Here is a 15,719-nt window from a genome sequence, read left to right on the forward strand (position 1 = left end):
CGACACCGATGCGGATTTCCCATTTCCCGACGAACCCGGATTTGCGGTGCATCAGTCGGTGGTGTGAACGGCACAGCAGGACCAGGTTGTTCATCACCGTCGGGCCACCGTTGGCCCAGTGCTTAATGTGGTGCGCATCGGTCCAGGCGGGTACGCACGTGCAGCCGGGGAAGGCGCAGCCCTTGTCTCGGGCGATCAACGCGACGCGTTGTTCGGCGTTGACCAACCTCTTTCCTGGTTTCGCATCGAGCGGTGCGCCGTGATCGTCGAGCAGAACCGTGGACAGGAAACAGTCACACCCGAGAAGCCTGGTCTGCGATACGGACAGTGGTCCGAGCCAGGGCATGTGCCCGACATCGAGATCCGACGCAGACGCTTCACCATCAGCAGTGGAGGGTGTCGCGGCGCAGTCCCGATGCTCAGCGAGATCACGAGCGTTGATGTGCACGTTCACGTGCGGACGCTGACCACCATCGGTACCGGTCTTGGCGCAGTCCAGATAGCGGCGGATCAGTTCGGTGAACCCGTCCGCCGTCCGTTTCGCCGCCGACCGAGAATCCGGCGTTCCATCCGGTGCCGGGGTGGGCATCGTCAAATTCGACAACGCCGACAGCAACATCTCCCCGGTGAGAGCGTCGAAATCGCCGCGCACCACCACTCGACCGTTCAATGTCGAGGCGATCCGGAGCTCGTTCCGGTCGATGTCTTCGGCGGGCGGGATCTCATCGGACTCGAACAACCGCTCCAAGGTCGCGATTACATTCCGCACCTTCGTGGTCGTGGCCTCGACACCGGATGCCGCAGCCAACAACAAATCGATGCACTTCGGTAATGCCTCCTCCGGCATCCCCTTCGGCGGCGATTCACAGAACGCCACGATCAACACGGCATGCTCGAAGGAGCAGTCCCCGCAATCGAACCGAGCAGCCACCGCCGGAAACGGCCGCAACGCTGCACCCAGCGCGGCGATCTTCTTCCCGTCCCGAACCTGCAGCATCGTGTTGGCCGCCAACCACGACCCCACACCGCGGCTGGCAATCACCTGATCATCCGGGCGCAACGAGAGTTCGTCGACCACGGCCACACGCACGGCTTCGAGGCGCAGAATCTCCGCACTCGCTTCGACAGCAGCAGCGCGCAACTCGGCAGCAGTCAACTGCCACAGGCGTCCGCGTAACCCCACCGCAGAACCCGACACCACATCCGACAACAAGACGCTCATTGAATCCCCCGATCCCCTCCCCAAATCATACTCGAACACGTGTTCGAGTCAAGAGTTGATTTCGCAGGGGCTAAGCGCTGATACTGTCGAGGTCGTGGACCACGTCGCAGCAGGCGCCGAGTAATTCGCGATCATGGCTGATGAGTAATACGCCGACGCCGGTTTCGGCGGCGCGACTCTCGATCAACCGAATGAGCGCGGCCGTCGTGGCGGCGTCGAGCATCGCCGTCGCCTCGTCACAGATGAGGTATTTCGGTTGTTGCGCCAGCGATCTCGCCAGGCAGGCGCGCTGTAGTTGGCCGTCGCTCACCTGGTGTGGTCTGCGCGACAAGAGATCGGGAGTGAGGCCCACTTCTGCTGCCAGCGCGGCCACATCGATTGACCTACTGGCAATGTCACCGGGTTGGCCGATGATCGAGGCGAGCGTCTGCCGAGGGTCGGTCGATGCGCGAGGTGACTGAAACAGCATGGACACCGTGCCGCGTAGTGCCGCGGGTACCGAGAATTTGGTACCCACAACGGGTGATCCGTCGATCCGCACTTCGCCTGACCACGGTGCATCCAGCGAAGCGAGAATCCTTGCAAGTGTTGATTTTCCGGTGCCCGAAGGCCCGGTCAGGCCGATCAGCTTTCCCGACGGAATCTCGAGCGAGACGTTCTCGAGAACTGGCCGGTTGCGACGGTAACCGCTGGTGATTCCCAGAGCTTGCAGACTCATGTCAGCCCACCTTCCGCAGCGTTCGGTACGTGCGGTCACCCAATGTGACGAGTTCGGTCGGGCCACCGGATTGTTTCGACTCCGGGCGTCGTAGGTGATAGACGCACTCCTCGGGGAGATCGGTGAGTTGCGGTGGCGATCCCGGCATGGGAGTCAAACCTCTGGAAGGTAAGGCGCCGAGAAGGTCTCGGGTGTAATCGTGAAGCGGATCTTTGAACACCAGCGCGGCCGGACCGGTCTCCATGATGCGTGATGCGTACATGACGGCAAGTCGATCAGCGACACCGCTGCGGGTAAGGGATGCCAGGTCATGGGTGATGAGCAGGACCGCAGCTCCGGCGTCCGCGCACTCTCGAAGTAATCCCATGACGTGGTCGGTGAGTTCACGGTCGAGGTTGGCGGTGGGTTCGTCTGCGACGATCACCGACGGATTCCCGGCCAGCGCACCGGCAATGGCCACGCGTTGCGCCATGCCGCCCGACAGTTCGTGCGGGTAGCAGTCCAGGGCCGACGGATCGAGTCCGACGCGAAGTGCCAAGGCATCGCAAGTGTGATCGCTGCCGAGTGCGTCGATCGTCTCCTGTAGTTGCGATCGCGCAGTCCGGACGGGGGTGAGATGTGTTGCGGCGGATTGTGGAACGAGAGCCACGTGCCGCCCACGGAACGCGGTGCCGGAGAAGACGTCGATCTCGAGGTCCGGTGTTCCGACGGTGACCGTTCCGGTTCGAGAAGCATTCGGCGGCAACATGTTCATGACCGAGGTGGCGATGATCGACTTGCCACACCCCGATTCCCCGACAAGTGCGGTCACCGTGCCGGCTGGAACGTCGAGGTCGATGTCGCTCGCAGCGTGAACTACCGATCCTCCGAGTAGAGGGATCCTGACGGTGAGAGATTCGATGCGCAGGCCGTGGTTCACAGTCGCAACTCCGAAGGTCGAGGGGGCGTGAGCATCGACCGCAGGGCCGAACCGGCGACGGCAACTGCGACGGTGGCGATCACGAGAACTGCGGCGGGGAATGCCAGCGTCCACCAACCGCCGAGGAGCAGAGAACTGCGTGCCTCTTCGAGAAGCGTCCCGAGACTGGGCTTGTGCGGGGGAAGGCCGAATCCCAGGAAGGACAACGTCGATTCGTGCCAGACGGCGTGGGGCAGCAGGAGAACGACTGCGATCAAAGCCTGTGGCGCCGTCGCCGGCACGAGGTGGCGCATGATCACGTGACGTCGACTGGCTCCCGCGAGAATGGCGGCGTCGATGTAGGGACGCTCGCGCAGACTCAAGATCTCGGAGCGGATGATCCGGGCCACTTGGGTCCAGTGGGTCAGTGCGATCGAAAGCACGATGGCGGCAATGCTTCCACGGAACATCGCGACGATGACGATGCCGAGCAACAGGTGGGGGAGTGCGTTGACGGCATCGGTGCCGCGCATGACGAACCTGTCCACCCAGCCGCCGACCAGTCCGGCCGTAGTGCCGACGGCGACGCCGATCACCGTGGCGAGCAGCGCGCAGGCGAGTGCGATCAGAAGTGAGGTTCTGATGCCTGCAGCTATGCGCACGAATAGATCTCGGCCCGCCGAGTCAGTTCCGAACGGGTGATCGAACGACGGAGCCAGGCGAGCCGCCGAGAAGTCTGTGACTCGGTCGTCGACGTCGGCCAACCATGGGACCAACGCCGCGTACAGCGCCACGAGGATCAGCACGCCGACGGCGATCTTGAAGCGTCGTTCAGCCATCGGTACTCACTCTCGGGTCGAGTACTGCAACGAGGACGTCGGCAATCAGTGAGCCGAGCATGACCGTCAATGTCGTACCGACGGTGAGGAACGCGAGCAGTGCCATGTCGAGGTCACGGGCTGACGAGACGATGGCGCCGGCGATCCCTGGCCAACTGAAGACCTCTTCCACCAGCACTGCCCCGACTATCAGCTCGGGCAGTCGCACGCCGACGATGTTCACGAAAGGCGCCAGTGAGGTCGGCAGTATGTGGCGTTTCGTGATGGTCGGCGTCGGGATTCCGCGTGCTACGGCGCCCGCGACAAATCCCTCACTTTTCGAACCCACGACGGATTCTCGGACCGCGAGTAGGAGCCACGGCATCTGCGAGATGGAGAGGACCGTCACCGGTAGGACCAAGTGCCGGATCACCTGTCCCGGTGTAGGATTGGCACCCCCGTCGGTCAGTCCGGCGACCGGGAGCCAACCGAGAGTCAACGCGAAGAGCGCGATGGCACCCAGCGACAAGACAAACGGCGGAAGTCCTTGGACCACGACGCTCAGCCCGGACACGGTCTTGTCCAAGAATCCTCCACTGCGGATTCCGGCGAGAACACCGAGTGTCAGCGAGGCGAGAATCGCGATGAGGAGTGAGATACCGACCAGCAGCAGGGTCCATGGCAGACGCTCGGAGATAACTTGGGAAACAGGCTGATTGAACGATCTGGAGATCCCGAGATCACCGGTGAACACGCCCTGGAGCCAATTCCAGTACGTGCTGTACCAGGGGTTGTCGAAACCCATCTGATCGGCGATCAACGCTTTGTCCGCGTCGCTGGTCGTCATGTATCGCGTGCCCAGGTAGCCGACAAGTGGATCGAACGGTGAGATCGCGGCGGCGGCAAAGAGTCCCGCGGACACCACGGCGATCACCGGCACGATGAACAACACCCGCCGACCGACCATCGTGAGGATGGCCTTTCGGCGGGAGTTGCCACGGTGGTCGAGCGATTGCCGCGCGTCTACCCGAACGTCGACCGCTGTCATTGCCCTCTGGCCCACGTCTGCAGTGACCACCACGGGCCCCAGGTCACACCGTGTGAGTGTGGCTCGAGTACAGGTCCGGACATCTGCCAGTCCGAATCCTTCGAAACGTACGTATGGTCGAGGAATACGAGGATGACAAATCCGGGATCCTCGACGTATGCCTGCTGCACGTCGCGATACGCGGCGTCACGCGTTGCCTGATCCAGGCTGCGGCGTCCTACTTCCAGGCCTGCGTCGACTGCTGGATTGGAGTAGTCGCTGGCGTTGTCGTAGATGCTGCCGACCCCGGGCGCTATGTACTTCGAGTTCAGCGCGTCGTACGCCTGCGTGTCTGGATCGAAAGGTTCGTCTCCACCACCGAGCAGCGTCGAATCCTGGTTGATTCGAGGGTCTATGCGGTCCCAGGAGAGCGCTTCGAGATCCACCTCGATGCCGACAGCGAGAGCATCGGAGGCAAATGCCTGAGCGAGATCACGTCGAACGGTGTCGACGGAGTTGTACATGATCGTGAACTGCGCCCGCTGACCGTCTTTCGAACGGATTCCGTCGGCACCTTCGATCCAGCCCGCTTCGGTGAGAATTCGCTCGGCCTCGGCCGGGTCGTAGGCGAAGGTTGCGTTCGGGTTGTACGAATCGCCGTAGACCTCGGGGATCGGAGTGGCGGCGACGCGGCCGTGTCCGCCCAGGACGTTGTCGATCATCGACTGGCGATCGGCGGCGAGGTTGAGCGCCATCCGTACGGCTTTGTCGCCTGCCACGGGATTGTTCGTCGGAAGTGAGAGACCGCGCCAGTCCGCTGACTGATGGGCAGTCACCGACATGTTGTCTTTGCCCGAGAACGTATTGGCAAGCAGTGGAGGGAGATTGGTTCCGTCGATCTCGCCAGACACCATACGTTGGGCGCGGGTGTTGTCGTCCGGAACGTAGAGGAGAGTGAGCTTCTTGATCTCCGGTGCACCGTCCCAGTAGTTCTCGTTCGCCTCGAAGACCGCTCGATCCGGTGAGAGATCGACGAGTGTGTACGGACCCGTACCGACAGGCGCGGTGTTCAACGGCGATTCGGCGGCAAGTCCGGGTGTCGCGAGGGATTCCGACGGGACCATGCCGATCAGCATTTTCGTCAGCAGGGGCGCATACGAGTACGCGAGGCGGAACTCGACTGTGTTGTCGTCGACGGCCACGACATCGCTGATCATGTCGTACGACGAACGCGCTTCGGAGGCGGAAGCGGGATCGAGGATCGCCTTGTACGTGGCAACCACGTCGGCGGCGTCGAAGGTCGATCCGTCGGAGAAGGTGACCCCGTCGCGGAGTTTGACCGTCCAGACTGTCGCGTCGGCGTTGGCAGTGGGCATCTCCGCGGCCAGAGACGGCTCGAATCCCGGCATGCCGGTCCCTCCGGTGAGTCGGACGAGGCCGTCGTACATCTTGGCCTCGCCGGCAGCGCCGAAGCCTGCGACCGGGTTGTAGCCGCCCAGCTCGTAGCCGTCGGCCAAGACCAGGCCGTCGTTGTTGCCCGAGGAGTCGGTGCCAGTCGGGCTACTGCACGACGTGATCAGAAGTGCGCCGATTGCGGCGGTTGCGGTGAGCGTCAGAACGCCTGGTTTGTGGAGTTTCACGGGTGTCCTTTCCTTGGTGGACAGGTGTCCGAAAACATCTGTTCACCTATTCAGGTATTCATATGATCTCATCTCGAAACGGATATTTCGCACAAAGGCCGAACGCTGGGACCTTGGCCCCGTGAGTGGCACTCCGAGAGCGCTGTTATCGCAGGCCGTAGTCTGTTCCCCGTGCGCGTACTAGTAATCGGCTCCGGAGCCCGTGAACATGCCCTCCTTCTCTCTCTTGCTCGCGATCCAGGTGTCACGGCCCTGATCTGCGCGCCTGGCAATGCCGGGATCGCAAAAATCGCCGAGCAGCACCCCATCGACGTCGCTTCGGGTGACGCGGTTACCGCGCTGGCCCAGAAGGTCGAAGCCGACCTCGTCGTCATCGGACCCGAGGTTCCGCTGGTCCTCGGTGTCGCAGACGCGGTGCGCGCAGCAGGTATCGCCTGCTTCGGGCCTTCGGCCGACGCCGCCCGCATCGAGGGATCGAAGGCTTTCGCCAAGGACGTGATGGCTGTCGCCGGCGTCAAGACCGCTCACAGTGAGATCGTCGACAATCCGGCCAAGCTCGACGAAGCACTCGACCGCTTCGGTCCCAACTGGGTGGTCAAGGACGACGGATTGGCCGCGGGTAAGGGCGTAGTCGTCACGACGGATCGTCTCGCCGCGCGCGATCATGCCGCAGAACTGCTCGAGACCGGACACCCGGTTCTCCTCGAGTCCTTCCTCGACGGTCCGGAAGTTTCGCTCTTCTGCCTCGTCGACGGCGAAACTGTGATCCCGCTGCTCCCGGCTCAGGACCACAAGCGTGTCGGCGACGGAGACTCCGGACCCAACACCGGCGGTATGGGCGCGTACACCCCATTGCCGTGGCTGCCCGACGAGATGGTCACGCAGATCGTCGATGACGTCGTCAAGCCCGTCGCTGCCGAGTTGGTCGCACGCGGTAGCAGTTTCTCCGGCCTTCTCTACGCCGGTCTGGCGATCGGTGTCGACGGCCCGGCCGTCGTCGAATTCAACTGCCGGTTCGGTGACCCCGAAACTCAGGCCGTGCTTGCTCTCCTCGAAACGCCGCTGGGCGGCCTACTCAATGCGGCCTCGACCGGAACACTCGATTCGGTCGGTCCGTTGCAGTGGCGCGACGGTTCCGCTGTCACGGTCGTGATTGCCGCGGAGAACTACCCGGCAACCCCACGCACCGGCGACGTGATCACCGGAGCCGACGCCGACGGAGTCCTGCACGCCGGTACCAAGAAGCGTGAAGACGGTGCCGTCGTCTCGGCCGGCGGGCGTGTGCTGAGTGTTGTCGGAGTGGGCAAGGATCTGACCGAAGCTCGCGACGACGCCTACGCAAAGATCGCCGACGTCAAGCTTCCCGGCGGTCATTTCCGCAAGGACATCGGACTCGGCGCCGTCGAAGGTCGCATCTCAATTCCCTGACTCGTTCTTTCGGAGGGCCGGTGAACTTTCTGTTCATCGGCCCTTTTCATGGAAAATCAACGGTTCCTTGAAGTTACCCACGAGTATGGACTTCTCGTTCGGTTTCTCCCGGTATATCTCAGCGCGGGGGTCACGGAAAGAGAAGGGCACACTTGAGCATTCGCGCTGGATCCAACGAACGGCACGCACGTACCAATTCCACGCTCTCGCGTAGAAACTTCTTGGCAGCAACAGGATTAGCTGTGGGGGCCGCCGCACTCTCGTCCTCGTGGACCACGGCGGCCGCTGCGCCCAGACGAGCATTGAACGACGGAGACCGTGTCCCCGCGCTCGTGATCGGCAGTGGATACGGCGGTGCCGTTGCGGCACTTCGCCTGACACAGGCCGGTATCGACACGCACATGGTCGAGATGGGGAAGTCGTGGACCACACCAGGGTCCGACGGCAAGATCTTCTGCCCGATGCTCTCGCCCGACGGTCGGTCCTTCTGGCTCAGAGACCGTACAGTTCAACCGGTTTCACACTTCTCCGGCGGCTCGGTGGACAAGAACATCAGCCGCTACGTCGGCGTTCTCGACGCCGAGGACTTCGGCGGGATCAAGGTCTACCAAGGCCGAGGGGTCGGCGGCGGGTCACTGGTCAACGGCGGCATGGCCGTCACACCCAAGCGCAACTACTTCGAAGAGATCCTGCCCGGGGTCGATTCCAACGAGATGTACTCGACGTACTTCCCGCGGGCCAACGCTGCGCTCGGAGTCAACAACATCGACCCGGCCTGGTTCGAATCGACCGAGTACTACAAGTTCGCGCGGACGGGGCGAAAGACTGCTGAGAGATCCGGTTACACAACAACGTTCGTTCCGAATGTCTACGACTTCAACTACATGAAGCAGGAAGCTGCCGGCCAGGTCACCAAGTCCGCTCTGGTCAGTGAGGTCATCTACGGCAACAATGCCGGAAAGAAGTCACTGGACAAAACGTACCTCGCTGCGGCATCCGCCACCGGCAAGCTCACCATTTCAGCTCTGCACGTCGTGACCTCGGTTTCCCCGGCCGCGACCGGCGGTGGCTATCAAGTGGTGATGAACCAGATCAACGAGCAGGGCAATACCGTCGGCACCAAGACAGTGACGGCGGACAAGGTCTTCTTCGCGGCCGGCAGTATCGGGACCAGCAAGCTCCTGGTCGCGATGAAAGCGCAAGGGCAGCTGGCGAATTTGCCGGGTGCAGTTGGACAGGAATGGGGTCACAACGGCAACGTGATGGTGGGCCGCGCCAATCACATGTGGGACGCCACCGGTGCGAAGCAGTCGGCGATCCCCGTGATGGGTATCGACAACTGGGCCGACACATCCGCTCCCGTCTTTGCGGAAATCGCACCCTTCCCGGCCGGTACCGAACTGTGGGTCAGCCTGTACTTGGCGATTGCCAAGAATCCGCAACGTGCTCAGTTCCAATTCAACTCGGCAACAGGCAAAGTCGGATTGAACTGGCAGCGCTCGCAGAACCAGCCGTCGATCGACATGGCGAAGAAGCTCTTCGACAAGATCAACAAGAAGGAAGGCACGATCTACCGGACCGACCTCTTCGGCCCGACGCAGACGTGGGGCGATCAGTTGACGTACCACCCCCTCGGCGGTTGTGTGCTCGGCAAGGCGACCGACGGCTACGGTCGTCTGCCGGAGTACCCGGGTCTGTACGTCATGGATGGATCCCTCGTACCGGGCAATGTGGGAGTCAATCCGTTCGTCACCATCACCGCTCTGGCCGAACGGAATATCGAGAACATCATTGCGAACGACATGAACTAGGGCGGTGACTCGTCAGCAGGTGCGGTGGATCGACTTCCTGCCGCACCTGCTCGGCGTGGGCAGCGGTTACAGTCACCAGGACAGACGACGCTCGATTCAGGGATGTAGACGTGAGGCGGACAAAATCCGAGATCGACGGCGATTGGCTCCGGTGGGGCGTGCCGTCGATCGACGAGTTGGTGGTATCCGAACACGAATTGGACGACGAACCCGAAGATTTGGTTCTGTGGGGTGGAGCGTCGAGCGCTGATCAACCGGTTACATGGGAAACCCACGCACACCGGTCGAACGAGATTCTGTTCCCTCGTTCCGGCATTGTGGTTGTGCGCTCAGGCGCCCAGATGTGGACGTTGTTGCCGGGACGAGGGCTGTGGATACCGGCACTGCATCGACACTCGGTGCGCGTTGCCGCGGGTGCGCAGTTCCTGACGGTGTATTGCGCTGTAGGGCAGGGGCCTTCGCTCGGTGATCACCCGGTTGCGGTACACGGCACGCCGCTACTCTACGAGTTGTTTCTGCATCTGAGTGCTCGCGAGATGTCGGACGACGCGAGGCGCCGCGCCGAGCGAGTGTTCTTCGACCTCGTTGTTCCCGGCGACGAGCGCGGAGCGATGAAGATCCCAGATTCGGGCCCGGTCGGCCGGATTGCACGCGACCTGTTGTCTCATCCGGAGGATCCACGCAGTTTCGGGGACTGGGCGAACGAGATCGGCGTCAGCACCAGCACTTTGGCTCGTCGATTCAAGGTTGACACCGGCGTGAGTTTCGGCCAGTGGCGAGTACTGCTTCGGATGAACGTGGCGATGTCTCTACTCGGCCAAGATGTTGCGGTCGCCGATGTGGCAGAACAGGTCGGATACTCGACGCCCAGTAGTTTTGTCGCCGCCTTCAAGCAGTCCACCGGTGTCACGCCGATGGCATTTCGAAAGACTGCGGACCGTTGATCGGATTTCGACATTCTTTGACAAAACTCCGCGATTGCGTCATCTCCTGATCCGTTCTACCGTTAGCCATGTAGGCGAGGCTTACTTTACTTTCCGGGTTCGGGGTTCTCCCGAGACCCGCTCGACAGCATGGGGCAGAAGTGATCGATTTTGTTGCGCCGCGTTCGAAACGCGGTAGCAGGGCCATCTTCATGGCTGTGGCAGTGGCACTTTCGACGGTGCTGGCAGCATGTGGCACCTCCACGACCGACACGAAGTCCGACGGTGATGCGTGGACGTATGTCGATGCGCGTGGTCAGCAGATTTCGCTCGACAAGAGCCCCGAACGCATCGTAGCGACGGCAGACACCGCGTCGGTGCTGCTCGAATACGGCGTCGTGCCGGTCGGCATCATCGGCTTTTCCAGGCTGGACGAATCAACATTGAATGCATTCGACTTCAGTGGAATTGCCCATGTCAGCGAGACCGACACGGACATCAGCGCCGAGAAACTCCTGGCTGTGGACCCGGATCTAGTCATCGACATCTGGAGTTCGTACAACGGTGGAAACTTCGGCAGCATCTGGGGCGACGATATCGCTCGCGTCGAAGGGGTCGCTCCCATTGCCGGTGTCAAGATCACCGACGGGGCGCAAGCGGCGCTGGACAGCTTCAGTTCGTTGGTCCAGGGTATCGGTGGCACCGACACCTCACCGGTCTACGCGGCGAAACGGGAAGACTTGAGTGCACTCGGTGAGCGGGTGCGTGAATTGGCCACTTCGCGGTCGAACATCTCTGTTGCATACGTGATTCCGTTGGAGTCGAGCCTTGACTACGCGGTGCCGGGATGGACTCCGCTCGGAAGTATTCTCGAAACGATGGGCGTCGAATTCGCCAAGCTCGACAGCGAGGACGGTTTCTGGGCGTCGGCGAGTTGGGAAGAGCCGGGCGTCTTTCCGGCTGATCTCCTCCTGATTCCGCCGACTTGGTCGGATGCACCGGAGCTCAATTCGCCGACTTTCACCAGGCTTCCGGCTGTGGTTTCGGGTCAGGTTGCGTCGGTCGAACTTCGTACGGGGTACAGCCTGACGGGCATCACGGAGCAGATGAAGCGTTTTGCCGACGTCTACGAGAAGAGCGGGAAAGTCACCTGAGCAGCGTCATCGCGGCGCGTGATCTCGCAATGATCGATTGACTCGGTCGAGGATGCCGACGGCAGTGGTCAATGTGTCGAGGTCGCCCTCGTCGAGGGACGCCAATTCTTCGGCGAGAACGCCGATGCGTAGTTCGGATCGACGGTCTCGTCGCGCGCTTCGTTCGTCCTTCACGAAAAGTGTGCTCACTCGGCCGTCCGTGGGATCGGGTCGCCGTTCGATCAGGTCTTTGTCGGAGAGTGTGCGCACCAGCGTGCTGACGGTGTTCGGGCGTCTGGAGAGACGATCGGCGACCGCCCCGATGCGAGTGCCCGGATGGTGTGCGACATCGTGAAGTACTTCGGATTGTGCCTCTGGCAGAGTCGCGTCGGTACCCGACGTATCCATGTATTCCCGCAGCGCTCGACGCAATTCGAACGCCGCAGCGATGAGTGATCTCGATGCTTCTTCCGCGGTGGGCATGCGATCGGAGTAGCGATCGACCCCGTGTGATCCACGCCCTGGAACTGTATCTGACACAGATATAGTTTACAGTTCTTCAAAGGGTAGGGTCACCTAACCATGACGGAAGATGAAGCTGTCATGCTTCACGACGTACGGGACACGATCATGAATTTTCGAAAGAAGTCACGCAGTGTAATGCTGATCGGCGCACTGACATTGGTGGCAGCTCTCAGTGGCTGCTCGAGCGAGGACGCGTCGCCCACAGATGCCGAGATCAGTGCGTCGGCTCCGGCGGACTCTGCGTTTGTCGCTCCGCGAGAAGTCCCGGTTGGAATGGGGAGCGGAAAGTCGGACGGCGAGTTCCCTCGTACCGTCTCACACTTCAAAGGGGACACCACGATCGAATCGCAGCCCGAAAAGGTTGTTGTCATCTCGACCGGGCAAGCAGATGCACTCCTGTCGCTCGGTGTCGTGCCCGCAGGTTCGACGCGTGGTGACGGTGCGGACCTGGTGCCTCCGTACTTGTTGTCTGCATACCCCGAATTCCGTACTCAGCTAAGTGATGTCGTTGACGCAGGTGGACGCTTCACACCGAATTTCGAAGCGATCGTCACGCTCGATCCTGACCTGATTTTGATGAATGTTGCAGGAAAGGACGCTGATTCGCTGTACGACCAGCTTTCCGCCATCGCACCCACGGTGGCAACACAGGGAACCGGCGTCTACTGGAAGCAGGACTTCCTGCTGGTTGCCGACGGGGTAGGTAAGACGCAGCAGGCGACGGCACTGCTGGATACCTTCAATACCGATGCCGCGGCCCTCGGTGCTTCCCTCTCGTCGCCGCCGACGGTGTCGTTCACGCGCCAGAACGGAAATCGTCTGCGCATCTTCGGTATTCCTTCGTTCACCGGCAGTATCGCCGAGGATGCCGGCTTGACCCGTCCGCAGTCGCAGCAGTTCGACGACACTTCCCGAGACATCAGTGAAGAAGAGTTGAACGTGGCGGACGCCGACTGGATCTTCTACGGCGTGCAGGGCGGGGACCCGGCGACATTGACGAACGCGCCGTTGTGGGCGCAGTTACGTGGTGTGGTCGCCAACCACGCCGTCGCTGTTGACGACGACGTCTTCTACCTCAATACCGGGCCGACTGCGGCTCGTGAAGTGCTGAAGGTTCTGCAGAGCGCATTGCAGCAGTAGTCGATTCAGCTTGGTTGTGAGTGCCGACGAATCGGAAGAGGGCTCCACCCACCGTGACGGCAAGCGTCGCGAGAATGGCTCCGGCGATGACGTCGGTGAGCCAGTGCGCACCCAAGTAGAGGCGAGTCAGCGCGACGACGACGGTGACCGTCACGGCGAGGAGCATCAGAAGGCGTTTGACGGCCGCTGTTCGGTCGACGCTCACAACGAGAACGGCAATGCCGAACAGCGCTGCTGTGCCCGTCACGTGACCGGAGGGGAACGAGTGGCCGGTCTCGAGAAGAACCTGGATGTTGGTCGGCGGACGTTCGCGACCGACGAGCGCTTTGATTACCGTGCTGGCGACCGCCGCCCCGCCAACGGTTCCGATCACGATCAAGCCCGGAACGACCGAACGCGCTCGCCATGAGATGAGCACTCCGCAGGTGATCCCGAGCAGCGCGGTGGCGACAGGGCTACCGAGATCTGTGACGGCGACCGCGATCTGGTTCAGGGCGCCGCTCCGATGATCGACCATCCAGTCGGTCACCGGCCCGTCGAAGCTCGTCAACCACCCGCTTCCATACACCTGGATCGACAGCGTCACCAGTGCAAGCACGAGTCCGCACGTGCGAAGGGCTGTAGACCGAACGCTGGAAGCTCGGTAGATCGAACCGAACGCGAACAGAGCTGCGGCCACCACGATTGCGGCAACCGCGATCTCTGCGGTGGTGCTCTCGGTCAGGACTTCGGTGACCACGTTTCGCACGGTCGACACAGTTGCAGGCATGAATGCAGTGTGACGATCCGAAGCTGAAGAAACGCTGAACGGAACTCGGCCCTGGGTCTACCGTCTGCTCTACTGGGTGCATCCGAACAACTGCGTGGCGACGAAACGGGGCCGGTGGTGCGAGTACTGGTGGTCGAAGACGAAGTGCGCCTGGCCGAGACGATCCGGCGGGGATTGGTGGCCGAGGGATTCGTGACCGCGGTCGAACTCAACGGTGACGACGGATTCGCGACTGCGTGCAGTGACGAATTCGACGTGATCGTTCTCGACATCATGTTGCCGGGCAAACACGGGTACGACATCGTGCGGGATCTACGCGCCCGGGAGATCTGGACGCCGATCCTCATGCTCTCGGCAAAGGACGGCGAATACGACCTGGCTGATGCATTCGATCTCGGCGCCGACGACTACCTGGTCAAGCCATTCTCGTTTGTCGTGCTTCTCGCTCGGCTGCGCGCACTGGTGCGTCGCGGCGCTCCACAACGTCCGGCGATACTCTCCGTTGGAGACCTGTCGCTCGACCCGGCCAAACATCAGGTGAGCAGAGCGGGAATCGAATTGACCCTGACGCCACGGGAGTACAGCGTTCTCGAATTCTTGATGCGCAACAATGGTGTGGTGGTCACGAAGACCGAGATCGTTCGCTCCGTCTGGGACACCAACTACGAAGGTGACGAGAACATCGTCGAGGTGTATATCGGTTACCTTCGTAAGAAGCTCGACCTCCCGTTCGGAACTCAGAGCATCGAAACGGTCCGAGGCGTCGGGTACCGCTTTGTCGGCACTGCCTGATCTTCAGTCGTTCGGTACCGGAATCGTCACCTCGAATCGACTTCCACCGCCCACTCTCTCGTTGACGGAAATGGTTCCGTGGTGCGCCGCAACTATTTCCGACGCGATGGCGAGTCCGAGTCCGGACCCGCCTCCCTGCCTCGACCGCGGCTGGTCCAGGCGGACGAAGCGTCCGAAGATTCGTTCGCGTTCTGCTGCAGGTATTCCGGGCCCGTCGTCCTCGATCACGATGTGGGCTTCGTTTCCGACTTCGGAGCACTCGAGATACACGAGGGTCTCCGCATGCCGCACTGCATTGTCCACAAGGTTTCGCACCATCCGCGTCAATGCTCTCGGGTCTCCGGAGACCCGAACCGGAGCCACTGCAGCGGCGACCGTAACTTCGGAGATACCGTCGATCCTTTTCTGCTCGGCGAACAAGATGTCATCGAGGTCGACGTCGACGACGATGCCGAACTTTTCGAGTTCGCTTTCGTCCGAGCGTGCGAGAATCAACAGGTCTTCGATCAACTGCCGCATTCGGCGCGCCTCGGGAAGTAGTGCGTCTTCGATCAACGCGTCGTCGAGGAGATCCGGGCGTCGGTGTGCCAGTTCGAGGGCCGTCGTGATCGTGGAAAGCGGACTGCGTAACTCGTGTGAGGCATCGCTGACAAATCGTTGCTGGGCCAGCGCACCTTCGTCGAGGCGCGCCAGCATGTCGTTCATTGTTGTTGCCAGTCGGGCTATCTCGTCGTTCCCTGACGGGACAGGCACTCGTTCACCTTGACGCCCACTCGAAATCGACGCTACCCGAGCGCGGATGCGTTCGACCGGAGCGAGGGCCGAACCGACAAGGCGGTAGGTGGCAAACGCAGCCAGCCCCAGGACCAGGGGGC

At 61.8% G+C, this 15,719-nt stretch carries 15 protein-coding genes; 6 read left to right on the forward strand and 9 right to left on the reverse strand.

All coding sequences use genetic code 11. The annotated features are described in order from the left end of the window. The 6 genes from RWT78_RS21190 to RWT78_RS21215 all read right to left on the reverse strand — a co-directional run. On the reverse strand, positions 1-1,222 hold a 1,222-nt coding region (locus RWT78_RS21190; RefSeq protein WP_314677970.1), incomplete at its 3' end, for a DUF222 domain-containing protein. A 70-nt stretch (positions 1,223-1,292) separates the two neighbouring features. Continuing rightward, complete coding sequence (locus RWT78_RS21195) at positions 1,293-1,940, reverse strand: ABC transporter ATP-binding protein (protein WP_003945821.1); 648 nt, start codon at positions 1,938-1,940, stop codon at positions 1,293-1,295. Position 1,941: 1 nt separating this feature from the next. Continuing rightward, positions 1,942-2,859 carry an ABC transporter ATP-binding protein gene (locus tag RWT78_RS21200; protein WP_314677972.1) on the reverse strand — a complete coding sequence of 306 codons (918 nt, stop codon included), beginning with the start codon at positions 2,857-2,859 and terminating at the stop codon, positions 1,942-1,944. Then, positions 2,856-3,677 carry an ABC transporter permease gene (locus RWT78_RS21205; RefSeq protein ID WP_007734397.1) on the reverse strand — a complete coding sequence of 274 codons (822 nt, stop codon included), beginning with the start codon at positions 3,675-3,677 and terminating at the stop codon, positions 2,856-2,858. The genes RWT78_RS21200 and RWT78_RS21205 overlap by 4 nt, the downstream gene beginning before the upstream one ends. Then, positions 3,670-4,704 carry an ABC transporter permease gene (locus RWT78_RS21210; RefSeq protein ID WP_314677991.1) on the reverse strand — a complete coding sequence of 345 codons (1,035 nt, stop codon included), beginning with the start codon at positions 4,702-4,704 and terminating at the stop codon, positions 3,670-3,672. The genes RWT78_RS21205 and RWT78_RS21210 overlap by 8 nt, the downstream gene beginning before the upstream one ends. Then, positions 4,701-6,323: an ABC transporter substrate-binding protein gene (locus RWT78_RS21215; RefSeq protein ID WP_042452680.1), complete on the reverse strand. Its 1,623-nt coding sequence runs from the start codon at positions 6,321-6,323 to the stop codon at positions 4,701-4,703. The genes RWT78_RS21210 and RWT78_RS21215 overlap by 4 nt, the downstream gene beginning before the upstream one ends. 171 nt (positions 6,324-6,494) lie before the next feature. On the opposite strand from RWT78_RS21215, the gene purD reads away from it, so the two are divergent. The 4 genes from purD (at position 6,495) to RWT78_RS21235 (ending at position 11,639) form a co-directional block, all read left to right on the forward strand. Beyond that, on the forward strand, positions 6,495-7,751 hold the full coding sequence (purD, locus tag RWT78_RS21220; RefSeq protein ID WP_042452678.1) for a phosphoribosylamine--glycine ligase: 1,257 nt from the start codon (positions 6,495-6,497) through the stop codon (positions 7,749-7,751). A gap of 242 nt (positions 7,752-7,993) precedes the next feature. Next, a complete protein-coding gene (locus tag RWT78_RS21225; RefSeq protein ID WP_197487702.1) occupies positions 7,994-9,562 on the forward strand; it encodes a GMC oxidoreductase in 1,569 nt (522 codons plus the stop codon). Between the two features lie 110 nt (positions 9,563-9,672). Continuing rightward, positions 9,673-10,506: an AraC family transcriptional regulator gene (locus RWT78_RS21230; RefSeq protein WP_054825451.1), complete on the forward strand. Its 834-nt coding sequence runs from the start codon at positions 9,673-9,675 to the stop codon at positions 10,504-10,506. 191 nt (positions 10,507-10,697) lie between these two features. Continuing rightward, positions 10,698-11,639, forward strand: coding sequence for an ABC transporter substrate-binding protein (locus tag RWT78_RS21235; RefSeq protein ID WP_314677980.1), 942 nt, complete (start codon positions 10,698-10,700; stop codon positions 11,637-11,639). A 6-nt stretch (positions 11,640-11,645) separates the two neighbouring features. Here the strand turns inward: RWT78_RS21235 and RWT78_RS21240 are convergent, their stop codons facing one another. Beyond that, complete coding sequence (locus RWT78_RS21240; protein WP_003945763.1) at positions 11,646-12,158, reverse strand: MarR family winged helix-turn-helix transcriptional regulator; 513 nt, start codon at positions 12,156-12,158, stop codon at positions 11,646-11,648. A 42-nt stretch (positions 12,159-12,200) separates the two neighbouring features. Here RWT78_RS21240 and RWT78_RS21245 point away from each other — a divergent pair, with 42 nt between their 5' ends. Then, positions 12,201-13,283 carry an iron-siderophore ABC transporter substrate-binding protein gene (locus RWT78_RS21245; protein WP_230359514.1) on the forward strand — a complete coding sequence of 361 codons (1,083 nt, stop codon included), beginning with the start codon at positions 12,201-12,203 and terminating at the stop codon, positions 13,281-13,283. On the opposite strand, the gene RWT78_RS21250 is transcribed toward RWT78_RS21245, so the two are convergent. Then, positions 13,219-14,052: a phosphatase PAP2 family protein gene (locus RWT78_RS21250; RefSeq protein ID WP_228401911.1), complete on the reverse strand. Its 834-nt coding sequence runs from the start codon at positions 14,050-14,052 to the stop codon at positions 13,219-13,221. The genes RWT78_RS21245 and RWT78_RS21250 overlap by 65 nt on opposite strands. A 117-nt stretch (positions 14,053-14,169) precedes the next feature. On the opposite strand from RWT78_RS21250, the gene RWT78_RS21255 reads away from it, so the two are divergent. Further along, positions 14,170-14,844 (forward strand): response regulator transcription factor, encoded by a 675-nt coding sequence (locus RWT78_RS21255; protein ID WP_037132434.1) that lies wholly within the window; start codon positions 14,170-14,172, stop codon positions 14,842-14,844. Positions 14,845-14,847: 3 nt separating this feature from the next. On the opposite strand, the gene RWT78_RS21260 is transcribed toward RWT78_RS21255, so the two are convergent. Continuing rightward, a partial coding sequence (locus tag RWT78_RS21260; RefSeq protein ID WP_314677988.1) for a HAMP domain-containing sensor histidine kinase occupies positions 14,848-15,719 on the reverse strand: 872 nt, incomplete at its 5' end.

Origin of the sequence: uncultured Rhodococcus sp., from assembly GCF_963525155.1 — a bacterium.
GTDB classification, from domain to species: Bacteria; Actinomycetota; Actinomycetes; order Mycobacteriales; family Mycobacteriaceae; genus Rhodococcus_F; species Rhodococcus_F qingshengii.